General features: G+C 41.8%; 25 protein-coding genes. 18 read left to right on the plus strand and 7 right to left on the minus strand.

All coding sequences use genetic code 11. The features are described from left to right. The first annotated feature begins 366 nt into the window (after positions 1–366). From AAFF35_RS30070 to AAFF35_RS30100, 7 genes are read left to right on the plus strand one after another with little or no spacing between them, the layout of a single operon-like run. On the plus strand, positions 367–1,770 hold the full coding sequence (locus AAFF35_RS30070; protein ID WP_342330132.1) for an anthranilate synthase component I family protein: 1,404 nt from the start codon (positions 367–369) through the stop codon (positions 1,768–1,770). Between the two features lie 19 nt (positions 1,771–1,789). Next, a complete protein-coding gene (locus tag AAFF35_RS30075) occupies positions 1,790–2,362 on the plus strand; it encodes an aminodeoxychorismate/anthranilate synthase component II (protein ID WP_342330133.1) in 573 nt (190 codons plus the stop codon). Between the two features lie 2 nt (positions 2,363–2,364). Next, positions 2,365–3,156 carry an indole-3-glycerol phosphate synthase TrpC gene (trpC, locus tag AAFF35_RS30080; protein WP_342330134.1) on the plus strand — a complete coding sequence of 264 codons (792 nt, stop codon included), beginning with the start codon at positions 2,365–2,367 and terminating at the stop codon, positions 3,154–3,156. A gap of 22 nt (positions 3,157–3,178) precedes the next feature. After that, positions 3,179–4,369 (plus strand): GTPase HflX, encoded by a 1,191-nt coding sequence (gene hflX / locus AAFF35_RS30085; RefSeq protein ID WP_124585855.1) that lies wholly within the window; start codon positions 3,179–3,181, stop codon positions 4,367–4,369. Between the two features lie 20 nt (positions 4,370–4,389). Beyond that, a complete protein-coding gene (gene rbfA, locus AAFF35_RS30090) occupies positions 4,390–4,767 on the plus strand; it encodes a 30S ribosome-binding factor RbfA (protein WP_342330135.1) in 378 nt (125 codons plus the stop codon). Between the two features lie 11 nt (positions 4,768–4,778). Next, a complete protein-coding gene (locus AAFF35_RS30095; protein ID WP_342330136.1) occupies positions 4,779–5,486 on the plus strand; it encodes a peptidoglycan DD-metalloendopeptidase family protein in 708 nt (235 codons plus the stop codon). A gap of 18 nt (positions 5,487–5,504) precedes the next feature. Next, positions 5,505–6,155 carry an energy transducer TonB gene (locus AAFF35_RS30100; RefSeq protein ID WP_342330137.1) on the plus strand — a complete coding sequence of 217 codons (651 nt, stop codon included), beginning with the start codon at positions 5,505–5,507 and terminating at the stop codon, positions 6,153–6,155. Here AAFF35_RS30100 and AAFF35_RS30105 read toward each other — a convergent pair. Then, on the minus strand, positions 6,152–7,027 hold the full coding sequence (locus tag AAFF35_RS30105; protein ID WP_342330138.1) for a YegS/Rv2252/BmrU family lipid kinase: 876 nt from the start codon (positions 7,025–7,027) through the stop codon (positions 6,152–6,154). The two genes, AAFF35_RS30100 and AAFF35_RS30105, sit on opposite strands and share 4 nt — an antisense overlap. Positions 7,028–7,080: 53 nt before the next feature. Between AAFF35_RS30105 and AAFF35_RS30110 the strand changes: the two genes are divergently transcribed. Then, on the plus strand, positions 7,081–8,058 hold the full coding sequence (locus AAFF35_RS30110; protein ID WP_342330139.1) for a phosphatase domain-containing protein: 978 nt from the start codon (positions 7,081–7,083) through the stop codon (positions 8,056–8,058). Here the strand turns inward: AAFF35_RS30110 and AAFF35_RS30115 are convergent. Then, a complete protein-coding gene (locus AAFF35_RS30115; RefSeq protein ID WP_342330140.1) occupies positions 8,055–8,423 on the minus strand; it encodes a YccF domain-containing protein in 369 nt (122 codons plus the stop codon). The two genes, AAFF35_RS30110 and AAFF35_RS30115, sit on opposite strands and share 4 nt — an antisense overlap. A 69-nt stretch (positions 8,424–8,492) precedes the next feature. Here AAFF35_RS30115 and aat point away from each other — a divergent pair, with 69 nt between their 5' ends. Further along, positions 8,493–9,125 (plus strand): leucyl/phenylalanyl-tRNA--protein transferase, encoded by a 633-nt coding sequence (gene aat, locus AAFF35_RS30120; protein ID WP_342330141.1) that lies wholly within the window; start codon positions 8,493–8,495, stop codon positions 9,123–9,125. Here the strand turns inward: aat and AAFF35_RS30125 are convergent. Continuing rightward, on the minus strand, positions 9,122–12,016 hold the full coding sequence (locus AAFF35_RS30125; protein ID WP_342330142.1) for an SNF2-related protein: 2,895 nt from the start codon (positions 12,014–12,016) through the stop codon (positions 9,122–9,124). The two genes, aat and AAFF35_RS30125, sit on opposite strands and share 4 nt — an antisense overlap. A 246-nt stretch (positions 12,017–12,262) precedes the next feature. On the opposite strand from AAFF35_RS30125, the gene AAFF35_RS30130 reads away from it, so the two are divergent. Continuing rightward, positions 12,263–12,874 carry a DUF2807 domain-containing protein gene (locus AAFF35_RS30130; RefSeq protein WP_342330143.1) on the plus strand — a complete coding sequence of 204 codons (612 nt, stop codon included), beginning with the start codon at positions 12,263–12,265 and terminating at the stop codon, positions 12,872–12,874. Between the two features lie 65 nt (positions 12,875–12,939). On the opposite strand, the gene AAFF35_RS30135 is transcribed toward AAFF35_RS30130, so the two are convergent. After that, positions 12,940–14,160, minus strand: coding sequence for a TlpA disulfide reductase family protein (locus AAFF35_RS30135; RefSeq protein ID WP_342330144.1), 1,221 nt, complete (start codon positions 14,158–14,160; stop codon positions 12,940–12,942). Positions 14,161–14,516: 356 nt separating this feature from the next. Here AAFF35_RS30135 and AAFF35_RS30140 point away from each other — a divergent pair, with 356 nt between their 5' ends. Further along, on the plus strand, positions 14,517–15,338 hold the full coding sequence (locus AAFF35_RS30140) for a DUF6266 family protein (protein WP_342330145.1): 822 nt from the start codon (positions 14,517–14,519) through the stop codon (positions 15,336–15,338). Positions 15,339–15,688: 350 nt separating this feature from the next. Here the strand turns inward: AAFF35_RS30140 and AAFF35_RS30145 are convergent, their stop codons facing one another. Both AAFF35_RS30145 and AAFF35_RS30150 read right to left on the minus strand, forming a co-directional pair. After that, positions 15,689–17,227 (minus strand): aldehyde dehydrogenase family protein, encoded by a 1,539-nt coding sequence (locus AAFF35_RS30145; protein WP_074613040.1) that lies wholly within the window; start codon positions 17,225–17,227, stop codon positions 15,689–15,691. A gap of 90 nt (positions 17,228–17,317) precedes the next feature. Then, positions 17,318–17,785 (minus strand): hypothetical protein, encoded by a 468-nt coding sequence (locus AAFF35_RS30150; protein WP_342330146.1) that lies wholly within the window; start codon positions 17,783–17,785, stop codon positions 17,318–17,320. A 246-nt stretch (positions 17,786–18,031) separates the two neighbouring features. Between AAFF35_RS30150 and AAFF35_RS30155 the strand changes: the two genes are divergently transcribed. The 7 genes from AAFF35_RS30155 (at position 18,032) to AAFF35_RS30185 (ending at position 23,912) form a co-directional block, all read left to right on the plus strand. Next, a complete protein-coding gene (locus AAFF35_RS30155) occupies positions 18,032–19,435 on the plus strand; it encodes a tetratricopeptide repeat protein (protein WP_342330147.1) in 1,404 nt (467 codons plus the stop codon). A 67-nt stretch (positions 19,436–19,502) separates the two neighbouring features. Beyond that, the gene (locus AAFF35_RS30160) at positions 19,503–20,273 is read left to right on the plus strand and encodes a phosphosulfolactate synthase (RefSeq protein WP_073238473.1); all 771 of its coding nucleotides are present in this window, start codon (positions 19,503–19,505) and stop codon (positions 20,271–20,273) included. Positions 20,274–20,289: 16 nt separating this feature from the next. Continuing rightward, on the plus strand, positions 20,290–21,033 hold the full coding sequence (locus tag AAFF35_RS30165) for a shikimate dehydrogenase (protein WP_342330148.1): 744 nt from the start codon (positions 20,290–20,292) through the stop codon (positions 21,031–21,033). A 1-nt stretch (position 21,034) separates the two neighbouring features. Continuing rightward, a complete protein-coding gene (gldD, locus tag AAFF35_RS30170; protein ID WP_342330149.1) occupies positions 21,035–21,619 on the plus strand; it encodes a gliding motility lipoprotein GldD in 585 nt (194 codons plus the stop codon). Positions 21,620–21,641: 22 nt separating this feature from the next. Then, entirely contained in the window at positions 21,642–22,283 is a 642-nt protein-coding gene (locus AAFF35_RS30175) for an MBL fold metallo-hydrolase (RefSeq protein ID WP_342330150.1), read from the plus strand. A gap of 14 nt (positions 22,284–22,297) precedes the next feature. Beyond that, complete coding sequence (locus AAFF35_RS30180; RefSeq protein WP_342330151.1) at positions 22,298–23,530, plus strand: ABC transporter permease; 1,233 nt, start codon at positions 22,298–22,300, stop codon at positions 23,528–23,530. 4 nt (positions 23,531–23,534) lie between these two features. Beyond that, positions 23,535–23,912, plus strand: a complete 378-nt coding sequence (locus AAFF35_RS30185; protein ID WP_342330152.1) for a hypothetical protein — start codon at positions 23,535–23,537, stop codon at positions 23,910–23,912. A 5-nt stretch (positions 23,913–23,917) separates the two neighbouring features. Here AAFF35_RS30185 and AAFF35_RS30190 read toward each other — a convergent pair whose 3' ends face one another. Further along, entirely contained in the window at positions 23,918–24,763 is an 846-nt protein-coding gene (locus AAFF35_RS30190) for a 1,4-dihydroxy-6-naphthoate synthase (RefSeq protein ID WP_342330153.1), read from the minus strand. Positions 24,764–24,807 lie beyond the last annotated feature (44 nt).

Genomic DNA, 24,807 nt, shown 5'->3' on the forward strand with positions numbered 1-24,807 from the left:
GCAGTAATTCTGAAAAGAGTTTCGTCGTAGCTTCGTGTACCTTATAGTTTATCAACCTAAACCAAACCACACTTTAACCCGACGTAACCACACGTCGGGTTTTTTGTTGCATATTTTTTTTGAAGAGGAAAGGGAAACATCGTAAGCATAGGGCTTACAAAACTTGATAAACAGGCTTATGATCGTTTCATAACCCTTAAAGAACAAATAGATACAGATGGAAAATCGAAAGCATACCTGGCCTGGCGCCTGAAAATGAAACAAAAGCTTCCTGGAAAAGAAAGCCCTATAACGATCGAAAAAATGAATATATACGGATTGCTCCCGGAAAGTGGAAAGCAATGCAAATGAAAACCAAGAATTAAGATGAAGAACTATATAATTAATACCACTTACAAGAAGCGCCTTGCCGATACCACGACTCCGGTGAGCATCTATCTGAGGTTAAGAGATGTGTTCCCAAATACCATTTTATTGGAAAGTTCCGACTACCACAGCCGGGAGAACTCTGTGAGCTATGTCTGCGCAGAACCTGTTGCAGGAATTACCCTCAACAACGGCATCTTATCTTCCTACTTCCCTGATGGAAAGAAAAGTGAAAAAGAGAACTTTGTGCTGACCGAAGAAATTGATGCTTTCAAACAACAGTTTCAACCAGGAGTAGTGGAAGATACCCGCTATATCTCTAACGGTTTGTTCGGATATTTTACCTGGAATGCCATCCCTCAATTTGAAGACATTACTTTCAAAGCGGAATGCCCAAAGGAAGAAGAAATTCCGGTGATGCAATACCATATTTACCGGTACATCATCGCGATTGACCACTTTAAAAACGAAGTTACCCTCTTCAAAAATACTTTTAACGGAGATGAAGATGAGGACCTGACCAAGATGGAATACCTGGTTCAGAATAAAAATTTCCCGGAATACAGCTTTAAAACCACGGGTGAAGAGCATTCAAACCTGACGGATCAGGGCTTTATGGATATTGTCGACAAGATGAAGACGCATATCCTGCGTGGTGATGTATTTCAGATCGTTCCATCCAGAGCATTTAAACAGGGTTTCTTAGGGGATGAGTTTAATGTATATCGTTGCCTGCGTTCCATCAACCCTTCTCCATACCTGTTCTATTTCGATTATGGAAGCTTTAAGCTGTTCGGCTCCTCGCCGGAAGCACAGATCACGATAAAAAATAATGTAGCTAATATTTTCCCGATTGCCGGAACCTTCAAAAGAACCGGAAATGATGAGGAGGATGCAGAACTGGCCAGAAAATTAGAACAGGATCCTAAGGAAAGTGCAGAACATGTGATGCTGGTAGACCTGGCAAGAAATGACCTGAGCAGACATTGTAGCGGGGTAGAAGTAAAGTCCTTCAAAGAAGTACAATACTATTCACATCTGATTCACCTGGTTTCCAAAGTAAGTGGAAATCTTCAAAAGAACACTTCTGCCTTTAAGGTGGTGGCAGATACTTATCCTGCCGGAACATTGAGCGGTGCACCCAAATACAGGGCAATGCAACTCATCGATGAATACGAAGGACTGGGACGTAACTTCTATGCCGGAGCCATTGGCTATATGGGTTTTGATGATAAGTTCAACCATGCCATCATGATCCGTACTTTCATGAGTAAAAATAACCAGCTGCATTACAGGGCGGGTGCGGGTATCGTGGCAGATTCCATCCCTGAAAATGAGATGAATGAAGTAAATAATAAAATTGCAGCCCTTCGCCGGGCAATAGAAATGGCTACAGGAATATAACATGACAAATCATACGAACATGCAGAAGAAAGTACTGGTAATCGACAATTACGATTCATTCACCTATAATTTAGTGCATTTAATCAATGAACTGGGTAGAGAGGTGGAAGTGTGGCGTAACGATAAGTTCGACCTGGCAGATGTCGACCAATATGATCAGATCATCCTTTCTCCAGGTCCCGGAATTCCGGAAGAAGCGGGATTGCTTTTGGAAGTGATCAAAAAATATGCGCCCACTAAAAGTATCTTTGGTGTTTGTTTAGGGCAACAGGCAATTGCAGAAGCATTTGGCGGAACTTTACTAAATTTAGGTCGCCCGATGCATGGAATTGCAACACCCATTACGGTACTGGATAAAGAAGAAGTGATGTTTATAGATTGCCCGGAAACAATTAATGTAGGACGTTACCATTCCTGGGTAGTCAGCAATGAAGGATTGCCGGAATGCCTTACCGTAACTGCAACTGATAAAGACAACGAAATCATGGCGCTAAGACACAACGAGTTCAATGTCAGAGGTGTTCAGTTTCACCCGGAAAGCGTCCTTACGGAATATGGTAAACAAATGATGAAAAACTGGTTAGCCCATTAATTATGAATATTTTAGATAAAATCGTACTGCGCAAAAGAGAAGAAGTGGAACTCGCTAAAGCGAATGTTTCCATCAAACAACTGGAAGCAGCCTTACATTTCAACCGTGTTCCTTATTCCTTTGAAGATTTTTTACTGGACGATCAGCGCAGTGGTATCATCGCGGAATTTAAACGACGTTCCCCTTCAAAAGGCATCATTAATGACAAAGTGACTGTTGAAGAGGTAACTACGGCATATGCAGCTGCAGGTGCTTCCGCTTTATCTGTATTAACGGATGTAGATTTTTTCGGTGGACATACCAATGACCTGCTGGCCGCAAGGGCAGCCAATCAGATTCCGATCTTAAGAAAAGATTTCATGATCGATGAGTACCAGATCCTGGAAGCCAAAGCTTTAGGAGCTGACATCATCTTGCTCATTGCGGCGATCCTGACTCCGGATGAGATCGAAGACCTGGCGGTCTTCGCTAAAAGTCTCGGTTTAAACGTGTTATTGGAGGTTCATAACCTGGAAGAATTGCAAAGAAGTGTCATTCCCGAACTGGATGCAATTGGGGTGAACAACCGCAATCTTGCTGATTTCTCGGTGAACATTCAAACCTCTTTTGACCTGGTAGATGAGATTCCGGACGACTTCCTGAAGATCTCTGAAAGTGCCATCAGCAACCCACAGACGATTAATGAGCTGCGTGCTGCGGGATTCGATGGTTTCCTGATTGGGGAGAACTTTATGAAAACCGAAAACCCGGGAGCATCCATGACCGACTTTGTCAGTCAGCTGATCTCGGTATAACTTTTGTATCTTTGTACTTTACATGGGAAAACAGAAATATTATGATACCGCGCTTAAACCCGAACGTGCTGTTCTGGTTGGCGTAATTAGACCAGGAGAAACCCAGGAAGAAACCAAAGAGTTTTTGGATGAACTGGCATTCCTGGTAGATACTGCCGGTGGTGTGGTAGACCGTTCGTTTACGCAGAAAATGCTGAAACCAGACCGTGCTACCTTCGTAGGTACAGGGAAATTAGAAGAAATAGCGGCTTATGTAAAGTCGGAAGAGATAGATATGGTTGTTTTTGATGATGAATTGTCACCATCACAACTTAGAAACGTGGAGCGCGAACTTCAGGTAAAAGTCCTGGACAGGAGTAACCTGATCCTCGATATTTTCGCCGGAAGGGCACAAACTGCACAGGCAAAAACGCAGGTAGAGCTGGCTCAGCTACAATACCTGTTGCCACGATTAACCCGTTTATGGACCCACTTGGAGCGCCAAAAAGGGGGTATCGGAATGAGAGGTCCCGGGGAAACTCAGATTGAGAGTGACAGAAGGATGATTCTCGAAAAAATCTCTTTACTGAAGAGCCGCCTGAAATTAATTGATAAGCAGAACGAAACACAACGTAAAAACCGCGCAGAACTGATCCGCGTGGCATTGGTGGGTTATACCAACGTAGGCAAATCGACGATCATGAACATGTTGTCGAAATCTGAAGTGTTTGCAGAGAACAAACTTTTCGCAACATTGGATACGACGGTACGTAAAGTGGTGATCGAAAACCTGCCTTTTCTTTTGTCAGATACGGTAGGATTCATTAGAAAACTGCCTCACCATCTGGTAGAATGTTTTAAATCTACCCTCGATGAGGTGCGCGAAGCCGATATCCTGCTCCATGTAGTCGACGTCTCACATGCCAATTTCGAAGATCAGATCAACGTAGTAAACGAAACCCTGAAAGATCTTGGTGCCAGGGATAAACCTACGATTATGGTGTTCAACAAGATTGATGCGTATGTGAGCCCGGAAGTAGATACCGAAAATGAGGAGAAAACTACGCTGACACTCGAAGAGTTTGAGCGCAGCTGGATGGCCAACGACAATGCGCCTGCCTTATTCATCTCTGCAATACACAAAGAGAATTTAGAAGAATTTAAGCAATTATTGTACGATAAAGTTGTCGCTTTACATACCGAGCGCTATCCTTATGATAAGCTGTTATATTAATATTTAAGATTGGAATAATTATGGAAAGTAAACGTCAGCAGAAATTTGCCGGAGTCCTGCAAGAGGAATTAGCAGCTATATTTCAACGTGAAGGAGCAGCATATTTACCAAATACCCTTGTCACCATTACCAAAGTTCGTGTTTCTCCGGATTTGGCGGTAGCAAAGGTTTATTTAAGCTTTTTAAACACCAACAATACCACTTTATCTGTGGCAGAAGTAAATTCTCATTCCAGTGAGATCAGGTATAAATTAGGTGCAAGAATCCGCCATCAGGCGAGAGTGGTGCCTACCTTAACCTTCTTTGTGGATGATACCAATGAATATGTAGAGCACATGGATAAGCTGTTCGACAAAATTTCAAAGGAACGTAAAGAGACAGACGAAGAAGCGGAATAATCTTTTATACGATGCAGGTAGCAGGACAAAGGGAAACACAGTTAAATCTGGAAGGCATAGCAATTGGAAAAGTGGTAGACTTTGATCCTCAATCGGATCAGCTTTATACCTTTGACCTGACTGCAAATAACACGGCCATCACACTGGAAATCCTGGAAGATACCACTACTTTTAGTACCTGGGTAGCAGATGAGCTCAGCGCTCATTCTGCCCGCTATGGAATAGGCGGCTATGATGAACACCGGACCATCTATGCCCGGAGTCATCATTTTGATACTGCCGAAGAGCCCCGTCGCTTACACCTCGGGGTCGACATCTGGGGCCCTGCAGGAACGCCGGTCTACAATTTTCATGATGCGGTAGTCCATAGCTTTAAATTCAATGACCAGTATGGGGATTATGGGGCAACCATTATCCTGAAATATAACCTCAACGGACAGGTTTTTCATGCGCTATACGGGCACCTGAGCCTGGATTCCCTGACCGGACTGGAGGAGGGGCAAGCGATTCCTGCGGGTAAGGCTTTTGCCCGTTTTGGCATCCCGGAAGAGAATGGTTTCTGGCCGCCACACCTGCATTTTCAACTGATTTTTAATATGTACGCCTTTAAAGGCGATTATCCCGGAGTATGTCAGTATTCCAAAAAAGCAGCCTTTCTGGGCAATTCCCCTGATCCTGCCCCAATATTAAAACACACTTTTAAATCTGCATTGATTTAAAAATGCGTAAATTAGTGCATGGGCAGAATTCTTTTAGCACTATTTCTTCTGGTTGGATTTACCGTTCAGGCGCAGCCTCAATTAAAAGGAGGTCTGGAGGCATTTGTTACGGCCAATAAGGTCTATCCTCCATACTCCCTGCAAAATTGTATTGAAGGGCTGGTAAACATCGGATTTAAGCTCAATAAAAAAGGCGAGGTCTACTATTCTGTGGTTCGTAAAGGGATCGGAACGGATCTAGACGATGAAGCATTGAGGTTGATCCGCCTGAGCAGTGGTCAATGGGAGGTTCCTACAGGGCACGATTCGACCCTGGTCCTGATTGCGCCGATGGTGTTTAACCTGTCCGGTTATGGCTGCGACCTCAAAACTAAGGAAGACATTCAGCGTGCCATTGCCAATTATAAAACCAGTGAGGGGATGACCAATGCCGTCCTGAATTTCTATAAAAACAAAGATTCGGTAAAATATAAACCCGAAGAAGAGGCGAGAATCTTACGCTTAAAGGCGGAACTGGGGTATGACGAGGCTTATCTAAAGGAGCGGATCAATGATGGCAAACGCAAGTTGAAACAAAAAGACCTGCAAGGTGCCTGTGAAGACTTCCTGTTTGTAAAGCACATGGGTTCAAAGCTGGCAGATGAGCTGATCGCTCAATATTGCCGCTAAACAATGACCGTAATTGCAGCAGGAAGAATATTTGCCTCTACACGGTTTACTTTTCCCATATATTCTCCGTCTACCTGAAAATGAACCTTACGCTTTGTTTTGATCTTTAAATCTCTGGTAGAAAAGGTTTCAATTTTCTCCGGATTAAAGGGAAGGTCGGTAAACCTGATTTTTAAAATTTCCATCACCGAATATTCTTTCACGAGGATGACCTCAAAGAGGTCGTCTGTCAGGTTTCCATCAGGGTTAATCTTCACTCCCGTACCGTACATCGTCGCATTGGCGATCACGACCATTGCCGCCTGAGTACGAATGGTTTTGTCTTTTATTTTGATCTCTACCTCCATCTTACTGTGGTTCCAAAGGGCTTTCCATGCTGCTTTCGTATAGCCCCACATTCCGCGTTGGGGAAGGTCATCAAACTTCTTGACGATATATGCGTTAAAACCGATGTCGGCGAGGTGGATGCAAAGTTCTCCGTTTACTTTTACGGCATGGATCTTTTTTGGATGACCATTTACGACCAGCTCCAGGGCGGCATCAACTTCCAATGGGATACCGAGTTCCTTGGCCATTCCGTTGGCAGATCCTGCAGGAATAATGCCAATAGGGGTATCTGTCCCTTCCAGGCATTCTGCAACCAGTTTTAAGGTTCCATCTCCTCCAACTGCCACCACACGATCGGCCTTTGCTTGTGTAATAACGGACCTTAATTTATCCAGGCTACAGCCTTTAAATAGCTCATAGATCTCGAAATCCGAGTTTTTTGATTCAAAATAAGTGCGTATTGCTTCGGCAAAATCTATTTCGTTATTTCCAGAACCCGGGTTTACAATAAATAGTAATTTTAGGTTTGAACTGCGCTTTCCCATGTATAATCTTTAATATCACAAACAACTTTCCCCTTACTCTGTTTTAAAGAATAATGAATAATTCCACCAGTGTTAAGGTATATCATGGTTATGGGCATACGCACAATCTGGTGCTTTACGGGCATGTGTTTGATTTTAAAGCAAAGAGCACCCAGGTTTACAGCGACAATCTATTCGTCAACATCGTTCACCTGTTAAAGTTGTTCCGGGTGAGGCCGGCACCGTATGTTAACGTCCGGTTGAACTTTAAGGGACAGGTTGTTCATCAAAAAACAGCCTATGATGGCTTCTTTAAGTTTGAATGGGAAGCGATTGAAAATGTCGCTGCAGGATGGCATGAGGTAAGGGTCGAGGCTTTGGGAGCAGATGATGCCTTGCTTGCAGTGGCGGAAGGAAAGGTTTATGTGCCCCATATTACCCAGTATGCCTTCATCTCAGACATCGACGATACCGTGATGATCTCTCATTCTGCAAAGATCGGAAGAAGGCTCAGAGAGCTCTTTATTAAAAACCCAAGAACCAGGAAAACTTTTACCGATACCAGGAAGCACTATGGATTACTCGCCTTATCGCATACCGATGCGGATCAGCCGAACCCTTTTTTCTATGTTTCCAGCAGTGAGTGGAACCTGTACGACTACCTGGTAGAAACTTTCAGATTTAATGGCCTACCGGAAGGGGCATTCCTGCTCAATCAGATTAAAAGCTGGACTGACCTGTTGAAAACGGGTAAAACCGGACATGAAGGGAAGCTGCTGCGGGTAAGGAGGATTCTGGATGTTTTTCCTAATCAGAAATTTGTCTTTTTCGGAGATAATTCTCAGAAAGATCCTTTCATCTATGCCACAATTGCCGAAAAATATCCTCAGAATATTGAAGCAGTTTACATTAGGAATATCCGTAAATCAAGGACGGAATCCACCTTGGAAATCCTGGCCAAAATTGAAGCGAAGGGAATTAAGACCTGCCTGTTTAACCATAGCAAAGAAGCCATTGCACATTCAAAGAAGATCGGATTGATTGGTTTTTAACTGATCGATTTCCCAAAAGGCGTAAAGGCCAGGTTCATCAGTTTAAAATGCTGCCTGCCAAAAGGAATTCCGATAATGGTAATGCAGAAAAGAAGGCCAAGGAAAAAATGTGTCAATGCAATCCAGAACCCACCGAAAACAATCCAGATGATGTTCATGATCGTAGAAAGGCATCCGGTATTGGAAGAGGTATCCGTAATTTTTACACCAAAAGGGGCGAGGCCAACAATGGCAAATTTGAAACATTGGAGCCCAAAAGGAATGCCTACGATCGTTAGGCATAAAATCAGACCTCCGATAATATATTCGAAAAAGATAAATATACCTCCAAAAATGATCCAGATTAGGTTGCCTAGTAAATTCATATTGTATTTTTAATTAAGATGACCTAAAGAAGGATTAGTTACATTAAAGGTATTGTTTTATTATTGCATATGGTTTTTAGACTAGACGAAAAGGAGATCAGTTTTCCCGATCCGGCATTGGCTGAGGAAGATGGGTTATTGGCGATAGGAGGTGATTTGAGTATCAATAGATTGCTTTTAGCCTACCATCATGGCATCTTTCCCTGGTTTAGTGAAGACGATCCTATATGCTGGTATTCTCCCCACGAGCGTTGTGTCATCTATCCTGATCAGGTAAAGATCAGTAAGAGCATGGCAAAGGTTTTGAAAGACCAGGTTTTTGAAGTCACCTATAATCAGGCCTTTCCGGAGGTGATCCGGAATTGTGCCATGGTGGGCAGGAAAGATCAGCCCGGTACCTGGATCACTGCTGAAATGCAGGAAGCTTATATCGCTTTACATGAATATGGCTATGCGCAGAGTGTGGAAGTCTGGAAGGATGGAACATTGTGCGGCGGACTATATGGCGTTCAGGTTGGCGAAGTCTTTTGCGGGGAAAGTATGTTCAGTCTGGTTAGCAATGCTTCAAAAACAGCATTGATCTGGCTTTGCCAGACCAATGAATTTAAGTTGATCGACTGTCAGCTGCCCAATGATCATTTGATGAGCCTGGGTGCGGTAATGATCAGTCGTGAGGAATATTATACCTTACTTACGACTTAGTTCAGAATCTCCCGGATATCTTCCTTACTGAGCGATTTAAAGAAGCTTTCTTCGGTCGTAATCAATGAGCTGGCCAGTCTTTTCTTACGGTTCTGTAAGGCAAGGATTTTCTCTTCTACGGTATCTTTAGCAATGAACTTATAAATGAACACTTTCTTTTCCTGTCCGATTCTATGGGTCCGGTCAATGGCTTGTTGCTCTACCGCAGGATTCCACCATGGATCAAGAATAAATACATAGTCGGCCTGGGTCAGGTTCAAACCTACACCACCTGCTTTAATGGAAATCAGGAAGACTTTCAGTTCGGTGTTTTCCTGAAATTCGGCCACAATCTCGCCCCGGTTCTTTGTCGCCCCGTCTAAGTAAGAGAAAGGAATAGACTCCTGTTCAAAATACTGCTTAAAGATGTTCAGATGTTTCACAAACTGAGAGAAGATCAGGACCTTATGTCCGCCTTTTAACACATTGTCCAGGGTGTGGATCACGTTTTCAAACTTTCCGGAATCAGAAGTGTACTCCTCATCGATCATGACCGGATGGTTGGCCAATTGTCTCAATGCTGTTAATCCCTGTAAAAGCTGAACTTGCTTTTTCGCATAGGTGCCATCATCCATACTGCTCAGCAGGTCATTCCGGTAAGCGGATTTTGTTTTTTCGTAATAAGCAGCCTGGTCTTCACTCATGTCGCAGTAAAAGATCTGTTCTGTTTTTGCAGGAAGTTCCGAAGCCACCTGCTCCTTGGTTCTCCGCAATACAAAAGGCTTGATGATGGCTTGCAGCTTGCGCGCTTTCTCTTCATCTTTCCGTTTCTCTATGGCTTGTACATATTCTTCATTGAAGAAGGCCTGTGTGCCCAGCAATCCCGGGTTTAAAAAGGTGAGCTGTGTCCATAGGTCACTCACCGAGTTTTCTACAGGCGTACCGCTCAGCACGAGTTTATGTCTGGATTTAAGGGCCCTTACTGCCTTAAATGATTTGGAAGAAGGGTTCTTGATGTTCTGACTTTCATCCAGAATGATGTAATTGAAATAATATTCTTTAAGCAGGTCAATATCTACTCTGGTAATGCCATAAGTTGTAATGATGATGTCGTATTTCGCAAACTGACTGATGTCCTTATTTCTGGAGCTTCCGGTATGGGCGTGAATCTTCAGTTTTGGAGTGAATTTCTTTGCCTCATTTAACCAGTTATAGATTAAGGAAGTCGGCATTACGATCAGGGAAGTGCTTTTTGTAGCGTTTTGTTCGTCTTCTTCCTTGATTTTTTGAAGCATGGCCAGGGTCTGAATGGTTTTACCCAAACCCATGTCGTCCGCCAGACATCCGCCAAAGTTGTACTCTCTGAGGAAACTGAACCAATTGTAACCTGCTTTCTGATAACTGCGCAGGTCTCCTTTAAAATGTACCGGCATTTGGGTATCGGCAATGTTCTCAAAATCATTGAGCCTTTCGAGCTTCCGACTTAAAGTAACATTGGCAATGCCGTCTTCTGCCAGTTCATTGATCAGGCCGATATGGTGTTTCTTAAGCTTTAAAGCCTTCCCACCGTCGGAGAGGCTAAATAAACTGCCGTATTGGGTAAACCATTTTTCCGGAATGATGGCAATAGCACCATCGGGCAAAGTGAATTCCCTTTTTTTATGGAGGATATGTTGTTTTAATGCGATGAAAGGAATGGGGTGTGTGCCAAAATAAACTATGGCATTAATGTCAAACCAATCATTGTCTTCTTTGATCTCAAAATCAATTTTATTACTGGCGAACAGGAATTTTTTGGTCCCCTGATGCTGTTCAATCTCAAAACCATTTTCTTTTAATTGCTCAATATGTTCATTCACCCAATTGATGATGGCATAAGATTGATCTTCATCCCGGTTTGGCGGAACTTCCAGGTTATGGAATATCGGACTGACTTTCTTTAAGCCAAGGCTGGTTAATACATTAAATTTTTGTTTCTCCCATGTCGCATCTCTTTTGATTCGGGTGAAGATGTAATTGTCATCTTCCTTTTCTAAATGAACGGTTATTTTCTTCTCATTCCCCATGGCAAAGGCATGGGTGTCATATTTGAAATACAATTGGAGTTGTGAAACACCTGAATCCACATAAATCACTTTAATAACCGGACTAGGGTCGTGTTTTTCGGTCCTAATCTCAAAACCCTCTGCATAGACATGGTATTTTTCAATTAAGGGAGCCACAAATTTTTCGAAATAAGCCCCTTCAGTTGCTTTTGGAATAGTGATGTATCGCTTATTCAGGAAGGGCATTAACTTTTTACCTTCGATATCCTGTTCAAAAAAATAGAGCATGTCATTTAAGAGGAGCCATGCAGGTTGGTTACTCACCACCTGTGCTTCCTTAAACATGAAATCTATTCGCATTCCCTGGTATTTTATCGTTGGAAAGTACCGGGTTTCGATGGCATTTCGCCTGAAATGAAATAAAACAGTCGCGGCTTCTGCAGCAATTTCAATTTTACGCTCCGCAGGCCAGCCATCGCTATCCATGAGGTACAGTTCCCCATCAACTTTAATCAGCTCTAATACTTCAGAAAGTTTCTTCTCAATTTTCGGACGTACACTTTCGTAAAACTTCTCATTGAAAAATTTACTAAAGAACTCTACAGGGCGGATCGGCTTTTTATGGAACTTCTTGATGATGAAATCCTGTTCGGTTTCATCGAGGATCTTAATAAGCTTCAAGTCTTTTTCGGTCAGATGCCTGGCGAATTCAGTTGCAGTATGCGAAAATATCCGCTGGTAGGTCAATGAGAAATCACCCTGAGGGTTCAATTGAACAATATGGGGTTCTATCAAATAGCCGAAAAACTCATGCTTACATAAAGAGTATACAATTTTGCAGGGTTTAGAACTATCTACTCGTAACATTAGCTAAAGGTTAAAACAAAGGGAGGATAAGCATTTAAAAATCTTTAAACATACAGCAAATTGAACTTCTTTCAAATAAAATAGCAGAATTAACCGATTTTTTTTCTGCCCGTTCGTCGAAAAAAAATACCGTTTCGTCGGCTATTGAAACATTATGGTCTAAAACGCTGAAAATGAGTGAAACGTTTCTAAAACGGATACGTCTTATCTACAAAACCTTAAGAAATCATTTAAAAACAAAATATTATGAAAACCTCCTTCAAATCATTACTCGCACTAACACTAACAGCCCTGGTTTTATCTACTTCTGCATTGAGCAGCGTTGCTGTTGCAGCAGATAAAAGCCCTTTAGGAATGGTGGCCCCGCTGACTGCTTTTAACAAAATTGTAGTAACCGGAAACGTAAAACTGACCCTGGTTCAGAAATCAAAACAAGACATTGCGGTAGATAACGAATTTGATCAAAGCAAGACATCTTTTAAACAAAAAGGGTATACCTTGTACATCAACTCTACCGCTTCAGAAACATTATATGTAACGGTTTCTGTGACAGACTTACAAAGAATCGATGCTTCTCAAGGTGCTAAAGTATCGACCGTAGGAAAATTTAATCTGGAAGTATTGCAAGTGTTCTTGCAGGACAATGCTACAGCAAGTGTAAAAGGGACCATCAATAGCTTGTATACTGTGACCAAAGACAATTCAGACTTGAAATTGGCCGGTACTGCAAACCAACACATCATTGTTAAAAATAGAAACTCAATACTGGATACAGAGAAATTTGCTGCTCTGAAAACAGAAATGACCTCTTTAGAGGCTGGAATTGCTGCAAACACGAAAACGGCATTGGTGAAATAGAAAAGAAGAATTGCAGTTCTGTAAAAAGCGGCGGGTTAATCCCGTCGCTTTTTTTATGGATGGTGTTATTCTAAAAGTTTAGTGATGGTCTTCTCAAACTCCTGTTTATATTCTGTGTGGTATGTCCCTGTTCCGGGGCCATAAAATGAGGTGTTGATTTTGCTCACCCGACCCTTTTTGTCTAAGAAAACGGTAGTAGGGAAAACTTTAATCTGTGTCAGCTGGGGTAATGTCTTTTCTGTACGCTGCGGATCGCCTACGGTTACCCCGGTAATCAGCATCGGATATTCCACTTTAAATTGCTGCTGGAACTTCTTCAGGCTTTTTCTGGAGCGGGCTTCATCTGTACTCAATTCGTAAGCCAGTGCAATGATCTCAATGCCTCTGGTTTTGTTTTTACGATAATAGGCGCTTAGAAACGCCATTTCATCCATACAGTTAGGGCACCATGATCCCATCAGCTGTAGAATAACCACCTTATCTTTAAATCTTTCATCTTTCAGGGATACGGTATTTCCTTCCAGATCTTTAAAACTGAAATCCAGAAATCCACTGGCCCCCTCTTTCAGGGTAGTCACCGGAGGATCTAAGGTGACATTTGCATCTCTCACTGCTATAAAAGGCTCAGGTAGGGATGCGCTGCTGTAGTAGTTGCCTTTAAGTTCCCCTGCAGTAATTTTGGCAGCGAAGAAAAGCGCATGTACACCATCAAATGTAGAAAGGAACATTGAATCTGCTGCAAGGGTTCCGACAAGGTAGCGGTAATCTCCGGCAGGAGTCAGTACGGAACCTTTAATCTGTTGGCCTTGCTGACTAAACTCGCCGATGGCGGGTCTTTTTGTCTGGTCGGCCCTGGTGAATTCCATTTTCCATTTCCCAGCTATCTGCTGCAGGTTTCCCGGAGCGCTTTTAGGGAAACGGCTAACTCCGCTTACTGCATAAAAGGGCATCACCAGGTCTTTCGCTGATCCGCCTTTAATCCATACGCCATTTAGACTGTCTTTGCTGATTACTTTAACCCTGAAATAAGATTCAAATACCGGCATTTTGATCAAGATAGAGTCCTTAGACACGATGATGTCTTCTGTTTTCATGCGCTCTGTGTCATTGATGACATAGAAAACGTGCTTTCTGCCTTGTTTTTCGATTTGCAATTCAAAAGGGATGTGATGTCCATCTTGCCGTTGCAAAGTTCCTTTCCATTTTCCGGGTTGCAGATTAAGCTGAGCATTGCAGAAGAGAGAAAAGGCCATAAATAAACCAAAAAGTCCGTATTTCTTTACCATGTCTGTTTTTATTGATCAAGGTAAAGTTAACAGAATCAGTGCTTTTCTTTGAACTACAAATGTCATTTTTGAGGTCTGATCTCCGTCGGAATCTCTGATTAAAGGGTAGCTTTCCTTAGGCCAAGCTACCAACTGCTACTATTTTGCTTCTTTTTTGAGGGTAGGTTGCTAGGGTCCTGTAGGGTCTGTAGCCCTGTTAACCCCGATTGTTGAATGCTGAAATTTAATAGTAACCTAAAAGTAATTGGCAGCATGTTATACGTTTGATGTTGGCTTTAATAAAACTTATTGCTTATATTAGTATTGTTGATATTTAAAATATTAACTTTTATTATTTAGTGATTAATCTATTGAATATGGCAAAAGCACCAAATGGGCCTTTGGGGGCCTTAAATGGAAAATTACACAACCTGGTTTTTTATGTCTTAAATGGACAGCCGGTTGTTCGTACGATTGGAGATCCGGGTAAACCGAGCAGGAATCAGCTGGCTAACCGTCAGGCGATGTCTGTGACTATGGAAATGGTGAGCAGGATCTCTGAGTTTACCAATGTCAGCTTTGAGCTGGAAGCAAGAGGAACGGTTCGAAATGCTCATAACCTCGCCACTTCATATATTAAAAAACACGCTTTAAAAGGGGAATATCCAAATATTTCTGTGGATTACAGTAAGGTCATACTCAGCAATGGTCATTTACCAGGTGCAAATGACCTGAAAATCGAAAAGAAGGAAAAAGGAGTATTGGTGAGCTGGGATCCGAGTGGCCAGTACAACGACACGGTGATGATTCTTCTTTATCACCCGCTGGAAAAAACGGCAATGTCTGTGATTAATGCCTGCAGGAGAGATGCCGGGAGTTATTTTATCGATTTGTACGAGCAGCGGGTTGAGGAACCGATAGAAGCTTATATCTGCTTTAAATCCGCCAATGGCAAGGCCATTTCAGACAGTGCCTACATCGGCAACCTGAACGGAGCAGTGGAAAGCCCGGAAGAGATCAGGCAAAAGCAAAATTATGTGTTGGTAAAACAACGTTTTGATGTTCTGGAGGCCGATTACTTACAGCAAATGAAAGATAACCGGGGAAATCCCGTCAATAGTAAAGCATTCCGGAACCTGGAAAGGGAATATGAGGTGTTAAAAAATAAACTGGAACATCTTCCGGGGAAACCTGGCTGATCATTGCTCAAAATATAACTCCGTATGGTCATATTTCATCGTTGAGAAATAAATTTCAGCTCAGGAAGGGGAGACTTGTACCAAAAAAATCTTCATTGGTTTGACATAGAGGGCCCGTGGCTTAAATCGGAGCATGATCGGTAACAATAAATTGTGAATTTGTTAATAAAAATTGTACACTGATAAATCTAATTTTTGCGTAAATTAGTATAGGTAGAAATTTAAATCCAATTCTGATAAAAAAGTCCTGTGAACGGGCGATCCGTGTAGGGCAGGCACACCATAAGTATGCTTATAAACAAAAAGTCCTGGCTCAGCCAGGACTTTTTGTTTTAACGCTGTTTTGTCGTTTACAAATCAAACTTAATTCCCTGTGCTAAAGGAAGGGTGTTCGCGTAATTAATGGTATTCGTTTGTCTGCGCATATAACCTTTCCAGGCATCAGAACCACTTTCTCTGCCACCACCGGTTTCTTTCTCTCCTCCAAAAGCACCGCCAATTTCGGCACCTGAAGTTCCGATATTAACATTGGCAATACCGCAGTCAGATCCCGCTGCTGATAAGAACTGTTCTGCTTCTCTCAGGTTCAGCGTCATAATGGCTGAAGATAGCCCCTGAGGAACGCCATTTTGCAATGCAATCGCTTCGTCCAGCGTTTTATATTTAATCAGATATAGGATCGGAGCAAAGGTCTCTTCCTGTACAATGTCAAAATGATTCTCTACTTCGGCTACACAAGGCTTCACGTAACAGCCTGAACTGTATTGATCGCCACTAAGGACACCGCCTTCTACTACGAACCGTGCACCTTCTTTTTTGCCTTTTTCAATGGCATCAGTGTACATATCTGCGGCATAAACGTCAATTAGTGGCCCTACATGGTTGTGCTGATCCAAAGGATCGCCGATTCTTAACTGGCCATAAGCTTTTACCAGTTTATTTTTAAAATCTTCGTAAATATCTTCATGGATGATCAGACGACGGGTAGAAGTACAACGTTGTCCCGCTGTTCCTACTGCTCCAAATACTGCTCCTATAATAGACATGTCTAAATCTGCATCTTTTGAAATAATGATGGCATTGTTTCCACCCAGTTCCAGAATGCTTCTTCCGAATCTGCCGGCAACTGCTGTAGATACCATGCGCCCAATTCTGGTGGACCCAGTGAAGGAAACCAATGGAATCCGTTTGTCGTTATTCATCATATCGCCAACTGCATTTCCAATCAATAAACTGCTGATTCCTTCTGGCAGGTCATTGGCCTTTAATACTTTTGCAATGATATGCTGACAAGCCACTGCACAGAGCGGTGTTTTTGAAGATGGTTTCCAAACACACACATTACCGCATACCCATGCCAAGGCCGTATTCCATGCCCAAACAGCTACAGGGAAGTTGAATGCAGAAATGATACCCACGATACCCATTGGGTGCCATTGCTCATACATGCGGTGGTTTGGTCTTTCAGAGTGCATCGTTAAACCGTAAAGCTGACGGGAAAGTCCTACCGCGAAATCGCAGATGTCGATCATTTCCTGTACTTCACCGAATCCTTCCTGTAAACTTTTACCCATTTCATAAGATACCAATGTACCCAGATCTTCTTTGCTTTCTCTTAAAGCATCGCCAAACTGACGTACAATATCACCACGCTTTGGTGCCGGTAAGCCGCGCCAGAAAACAAATGCCTCTTCCGCTTTTTTCATTACGGTTTCATAGTCATCTGCAGTAGCGACCTGTACACTGGCGATCTTTTTTCCGTCAACCGGAGAATAGCTGTCTATAGTTTTTGCATTTGATGAAGCAGCCCAGTGATTACCTGTGCTGTACGCAGGATTTAATTCCTGAATCCCTAAGTTTTTTAAAACGGAACTGATGTTTGTTTTCATTAATATTTGGTTTTTTAATGATAATAATGCTAGCAAGAGCTGTCATGTAATATTACAAATCAACAAAAAAATAATGGAAGGAATGTCACCTTAAGCTCCGCAATTTTCTTTTCTGCGGGTATCTATAATGTAAATCACTTTCCAGCCAGTTGCACCCTTGAAAAGCTGGAATGAATTTACGCCACAGTGGCTAAACTGATCATCTATATAAAACTTATAGTCCGTCCATACGCTGGCAAGATGGCCATCAATCAGGATTTTGGTAAATACAATGCGCTCATCAAAGCGTTCTTTATGTGGACTTCCAATAAATTTAAGGAAATCACTGAGGCTGCTGGTCTTTACCTTCGGGGCTTCATTTTTAGGCGTGGCAATGGTCTGCATGATACATTGATCGGAAAACGAAGCGTGTGTTAGGCTGCTATCTCCCTTTTTCATTCCTTCAAAAAGTTGATTTATGCTTTGTTTAATAAGTGCTTCTTCGGCCTTGTTTTCCTGCGCAGCAGCACTGAAAAAGGCGATCAATAGGAAGAAAGTCAGATGGCTATATTTTTTCATGACTTGAATTTTACCGGTTTTCAATTAAAGTTATGTTATTTTGCATTATAATTCAGATCATTATCTCTATGCAAAAAAATAAGTCAGCTAATTTCTCCCGACGCTTTTGCTAAAATTAATATTATCAGTCATTTAGGGGCGCGGGTGTGTGTATGTTGAAAATTATTTCGTTTATGCTATTCATAAATGTTGTAAACTTATATTGTGTTTTAAAAATATGGGATCTGTTCTTTAATTATTCGCGACATGGAAGAGGAGTTTTTATTTGATTTTAGTGATGACGCGCAACGTTCGGTAGAACGTTACGAGGAGATGATACGTAACGAGGATCAGTACTTTTTTGATGCCCAGGCTTTTGAAAATATTATTGATTATTACATTGAGAAGAGTGATCCTGTAAAGGCACTTCAGGTCATTGAGTACGCCGTAAACCAACACCCTTATGCGGCAGTCTTTCTGGTAAAACAGGCACAGTTGTTCTTTGTGACCGACCAGACGGAAAGGGCATTTCTCGCTTTGCAAAAAGCCGAAATGCTGGAAGCTTCAGAAGCAGAGATCTATATTTTACGCGGAAATATCTATAATAGCCTGGAACGTTATTCGGAAGCACTGGATAATTTTCAGATTGCTTTGGGTTTCGCGGAAACTACAGATGAAATTCTGTTACAAATTGCTTATGTATACCAGAATATGCTGGATTATGAACAGGCCATCGTTTATATCAAGCAAAGTCTGGAACAGAATATGGAAAACAAAGACGGCTTATATGAGCTGGCATTTTGTTATGATATATTAGACAAACAGGAGGAAAGTATTCAGTTTTATCAGGAATACATCGACAACGACCCTTATTCTTATGCCGCATGGTATAACCTGGCTAACTCTTACCATAAGCTCGATCTCTTTGAAAAAGCGATTGATGCCTATGATTATGCCATTTTGATTAAGGATAATTTTGCTTCCGCTTATTACAATAAAGGAAATGCATTGGTTCAGCTGGACCGTTATGCCGAGGCCATTGAGGTTTATAAACAGACTTTTGAGTATGAACCACCTAATGCCGATACGTATTGCGCGATAGGAGAATGCTATGAAAAGCTGGAGCATATGGACGAAGCCCGTGCGTATTATAAGAAATCAGTGAAGATGGACCACAAGATGGCAGATGCCTGGTTTGGGATCGGTGTGACCCTGAATTTTGAAGAACGCTATTTTGAATCGCTTCATTTTTACCGTAAAGCTTTAGAGCTGGATGGGGAAAATCCCGATTTTTGGTTCGCTATGGCGGATGCTTATTATAAACTCGGACAGATAGAACAATCTATTGAAGCTTATTATAAAGTGCTGGAATTTAATCCGGTAGATATAGAAGCCTGGCTGGATTTTTCTACGGTATTATATGAACAGGGAAGGTTGCTGGAAGCTTCAGAGACCATTTTAGATGGAATCAAGAACAATCCCGATGCCGCAGAGCTGTATTATCGGATGGTCGCTTACCTGTTTGCTTTGGGAGAAAAGAACGATGCGCTTGCGTATCTGGAAACCGCTCTGGTGACCGATCCGGATAAGCATTACATTTTATTTGAATATTTGCCACAATTGCAGGACAATGGTTCAATAATAGAAGTAATTAACCGTTATGTTAAATAATTGTACCATTTTTTATTAGAAATAGCTGATAAAAACTGTCCGTTTTTTTTCCACCTTTGTGAGCAATATGAACTACCCATTAAATAATATACCCGAAAGATCAGTAAAGCCAAGAAGTAAAGGCATTACAATGGTCATGGATAAAGGACTAAGCTTAAGGCAAACTGAAGATTTTATAGAAGTTGCCGGAGTACATACTGATATCGTAAAACTTGGCTGGGCAACCTCATTTGTTACCCCTAATCTAAAAGAGAAGCTGGCGATTTACAGAGATGCAGGAATTCCTACCTATTTTGGAGGGACATTATTCGAAGCATTTGCCATCCGTAATCAGTTTGATGATTACCGAAGAGTGCTGGATCAGTTCAATATGGAATATGCCGAAGTTTCTGATGGCTCTATTACCATTGAACACGATCTTAAATGCGAATTCATCAGGAAATTATCCACGCAGGTGACGGTAATTTCGGAAGTTGGATCTAAAGATGCAGCTAAGATTTTCGCTCCTTACAAATGGATCAAATTGATGAATGCGGAAATTGAAGCCGGTTCATGGAAAGTAATTGCCGAAGCCCGAGAAGGCGGAAATGTAGGTATTTACAGAGGTTCAGGAGAAGTAAGAGAAGGATTAGTAGATGAAATTCTGACACAAATCCCTGAAGAAACCATCATCTGGGAAGCACCACAAAAGGAACAACAAGTATGGTTTATCAAGCTTTTAGGGGCAAATGTAAACCTTGGAAATATCGCACCTGCGGAAACGATTCCTTTGGAAACCATCCGTTTGGGTTTAAGAGGTGATACTTTTGATCATTTTTTAAATTTGGATAAATTGTAATCGTACATTTATACAAATGAAGAAATACGGCTTAATTGGTTACCCTTTATCACATTCCTTTTCAAAGAAGCACTTTACAGAGAAATTCGTACAGGAACATATTCACAATTGTGAATATGAACTGTATCCGATAGAGAATATTGAAGTTTTTCCTGACCTGATCTCTTCTGATGAGGAGATTTGCGGAATAAATGTCACCATTCCCTATAAAGTAAGTGTTTTGGCTTATGTAAAGGACCTCGATGATGCTGCGGCAAAAATCGGAGCAGTCAATTGTATTGATATCCGTAGAGAAAATGGAAAAACAATTTTCAAAGGATACAATACCGATGCTTATGGATTCGAAGAATCTCTGAAGCCTTTCCTGAAAGAACACCATACCAAAGCCCTGATATTCGGGGATGGAGGAGCAGCCAAAGCCATTAAATATGTGTTGAATAAGCTGGGGATTTCTTTTCTGATTGTGACCAGAAAACCGACAGAGGGCAGTATTTTGTATGAAGAGGTAACCGAACAAATCCTTAAGGAACATACGCTGTTGGTGAATACCACGCCATTGGGCATGTCGCCAAATTCGGATACCTATCCGGAAATCCCTTATGAGTTTGTGACGGAGCAGCACCTTGCTTATGATCTGGTATACAATCCTGAAGTGACAAAATTTCTGGCACAGGCCAGTGCCCGCGGTGCAGCCATTAAAAATGGATTAGAAATGTTATATCTTCAGGCAGAACGCTCCTGGTATATTTGGAATTCTTAATATGAAAAAATACCTTCCAGTTTGCCTTTTTGCCATCTTACTGGCTTTCTCTGCTTGTAATAACAACAACTATGCACCAAAACCAAGAGGGTATTTTCACATCGACTTTCCAAAAAAAGCCTATCAGCATTACGATGGGGGATGTGCTTTCTCTTTCGATTATCCGGTCTATGCGAATTTAAATCCGGACAGTAGTAAAGACACTCAGCCTTGCTGGAATAACCTTTCCTTTCCTCAGTTTAATGCGAGATTACACCTGACTTATTACGACGTTTCCTCGAAAAAGGAGTACGAAGGACTGGTGGAAGATGCGAGGACGTTTGCTTTTAAACATACGGTGAAGGCGAATGCGATCGATCAGAAGCTGATCAATTACCCCGAAAAGAAAGTATATGGAATATATTATGCCATAGAAGGGAATACAGCTTCCTCGGTACAGTTCTTTTTGACAGACAGTGTGAAGCATTATTTTCGTGGCGCTTTGTATTTTAATGAACGACCGCAATACGATTCGATTCAGCCGGTGGTCACTTTTATAAAGAAGGACATTGACCGAATGATCAATACCTTCAAATGGAAAAATTAATACCTTTTAATATTTAAATTTTATGATCAGTATTCAACAGTTTGCTTTTAATCCATACCGTGAAAATACCTATGTATTATTCGATGAAACATTGGAATGTGTGATTATAGATCCTGGAATGTACGATGCTGAGGAGCAAAATCAATTGGTTCGCTTCATCAAAGAAAACAAGCTGAATCCAGTGTTGCTTTTAAATACGCATTGCCATATTGACCATGTATTGGGAAATAAATTTGTTTTTGACAACTGGAGCCTGAAACCTCAGTTTCATGCCGGGGAGCTGCCAATTTTGCACGCTGTTCCCGGATATGCACCTCAGATGGGGTTCCATTATGAGCTTTCTCCGGAGCCGGAGGTTTTCCTGGGGGAGAGCGGGACGGTTAAATTCGGACACAGTCAGCTGGAACTGATCTTTGCCCCTGGTCATTCTCCTGCCCATTTGTGTTTCTACGCAGCGGCAGATAATTTCCTGGTCGGTGGAGATGTGCTTTTCTATACCAGTATCGGCCGCACAGATCTTCCTGGTGGAAATCATTCACAATTGATCAATAGCATAAGGAATAACTTGTTTATATTGCCTGATGATTGCACAGTTTATCCGGGACATGGTCAGTCTACGACCATCGGTTTCGAAAAACAACACAATCCTTTTTTACAGTCTTAATTACCTGAATAGATTTGAATACAGCCTTTTACATAGCCCGCAGGTACCTTTTTGCAAAGAAATCTACCAATGCGATTAACATCATCTCCGCAATTTCTGTGGTAGGGGTGTTTGTGGGAAGCGCTGCATTGATCATCATATTATCTGCATTTAACGGCCTGGAAGACCTGGTTTTGAAAATGTTCAATACCATGACCCCCCAGTTGGTGATTACGCCGGTAAAGGGGAAAACTTTTGAGCCCAATACGGTTTATTTTAACCAATTGAAGAAAGCGGAGGGCATTTATTCATATGTAGAAGTCCTTTCTGAAAATGCATTGCTCCGGTATAACGATAAGCAGTCTGTAGGGTTGATCAAGGGGGTAAGTCCTGATTACTTAAAAAATAAAAGCCTGGATAGTACCATTATTGATGGGCATTTTATATTGGATAATCCCAGCGGCCATCTTGCGGTCATTGGTTCTGCCATTCAGAATTTTCTGATGGTGAACACCACGGATCCTTTTCTTCCTTTGCAGGTCTATTCTCCAAAAAAGGGGAGGTCAACAAGCTCCTTAAATCCGGGGGATGATTTTACGGTGCTCTCTATCCCTGTTTCAGGTGTTTTTGAAGTGCAGCAGGATTTTGATAACGTGGCCATTGTACCTTTGGCATTTGCGAGGAAGTTGTTGGAAGAGCCACAAAAAGTCTCCTCCATAGAAATCCTTTTAAATAAGGACGTTGATGCAGACAAGTTTAAATCCCGTATAGAAAAAGAAATCGGAGAAGGCTTCCAGGTGAAAGACCGGATTGAACAAAATACGGCATTACACAACATTCTGGGTTCCGAAAAATGGGCCGTTTATATCATCCTGACTTTTGTTTTAATTATTGCTATCTTTAATATCATCGGTTCATTGACGATGCTGGTGATTGACAAGTTGAAAGATATTGCCGTTCTAAGTAGCCTCGGGGCAGGTAAAAGCCTGATCAAAAGGATCTTTTTACTGGAAGGAATGATGATCACCATGACAGGCTGTATACTGGGGCTGATCGTGGGATTGATTTTCTGTCTGCTGCAACAGGAATTCGGTTTTGTCAAAATGGCGCAGGACAATCCGATTCTGACCAATGGCTATCCAATTGGCTTAAAATGGATGGATTTTTTATTAGTATTTTTAACCGTAACGGTATTTTCTTTTATGGCATCAGCTTTGTCATCTAATCTAAGCGTAAAGAAAATAGACCATTTAAATCAAGATCTCTAACATCATGAATATATCTATAAAACCATTACCCCTGTTGATTTTACTGGCTGTTGTTATCGTGGCCTGTAATAGCAAACCTGTATCTGTTGAAAAACGTACAAGCCGGGTAATTAAGGGGCTATATACCTATGGTCCTGAGATGAAATCTTTTACAGATTGCGAAGAAGGAAACGAATACTGGGTGGCCGATAGTGCCAAGACTCTGGAACTCGCCTACAGCAATTTCAATTTTGAAAAACCTTACGAGCCGGTATATATCGAAGTAGAATGTCATGTGATCAAGTCCGACAGCCTGATGGTGTCTGCAGACTTTGATTCCACCCTGGTGGTGACGAAACTATTGAAGATCACTAAAGAAATTCCCGACGGGCCTTGTAATTAAGGCCTTTAAGGGATCAGATAGAGGTCTTTCTGAATCGGCTGAATCAATCCTTTCTCCTGCGCCATTGTAAATAAGACATCGATTGCTTTCCTGCCTTCCACCCCCAGGTCAATGGAGTATTTGTTGACATACAGTTCGATGTGCTTATACATGACCTCTTCGCTCATTTCCTGAGCATGTTGTTTGATAAATTCAATTCCTGATTTCGGATTGGCAAAAGCATATTCCACCGACTTACGCAAGATCCTGTTCACCTTTTCTTTGGTCTCCTGGTCCAGATTTCTGTTGATCACAATGCCGCCCAGAGGAATGGCACATCCGGTAAGTTGTTCCCAGTAATTGCCAAGATCCATCACTTTGTGCAGTCCTTTGTCCATATAGGTAAAGCGGTTTTCATGGATAATCAGGCCAAGGTCGATGCGGTTGTCCAAAACAGCCTGCTCAATCTCTGAGAAAACCATTTCCTGTTTTTCTGTTAAATGGGGAAATGCAATCCCCAACAGGAAGTTTGCAGTCGTGTATTTTCCTGGTATTCCAACCCTTAAGTCTTTATTTAAGTTGTCGGGATGATTGGCCAGGTATTCATTTTTGGAAATTAACAAAGGACCGACACCGAAACCTAAGGCACTCCCGGCGTCCAGCAATGCATATTGTTCATAGACGTAAGCAAAAGCATGGAAGCTTAATTTGGTAATGTCCAGTTCTCCTTTAATCGCCTTTTGATTGAGGGTTTCCACATCATCGAATGATACATTGAAATCTAATCCTTCGGTATCGATTTTATGATGAATAAGGGCATCAAAGATGAAGGTGTCATTCGGGCAGGGGGAAAATCCAAGGCTTAAGGTCATTTTTCTCTGTTTTATCGGTTTCAAAGGTACGGACTATCCAAAAT

Origin of the sequence: Pedobacter sp. FW305-3-2-15-E-R2A2, from assembly GCF_038446955.1 — a bacterium.
Taxonomy (GTDB): Bacteria; Bacteroidota; Bacteroidia; order Sphingobacteriales; family Sphingobacteriaceae; genus Pedobacter.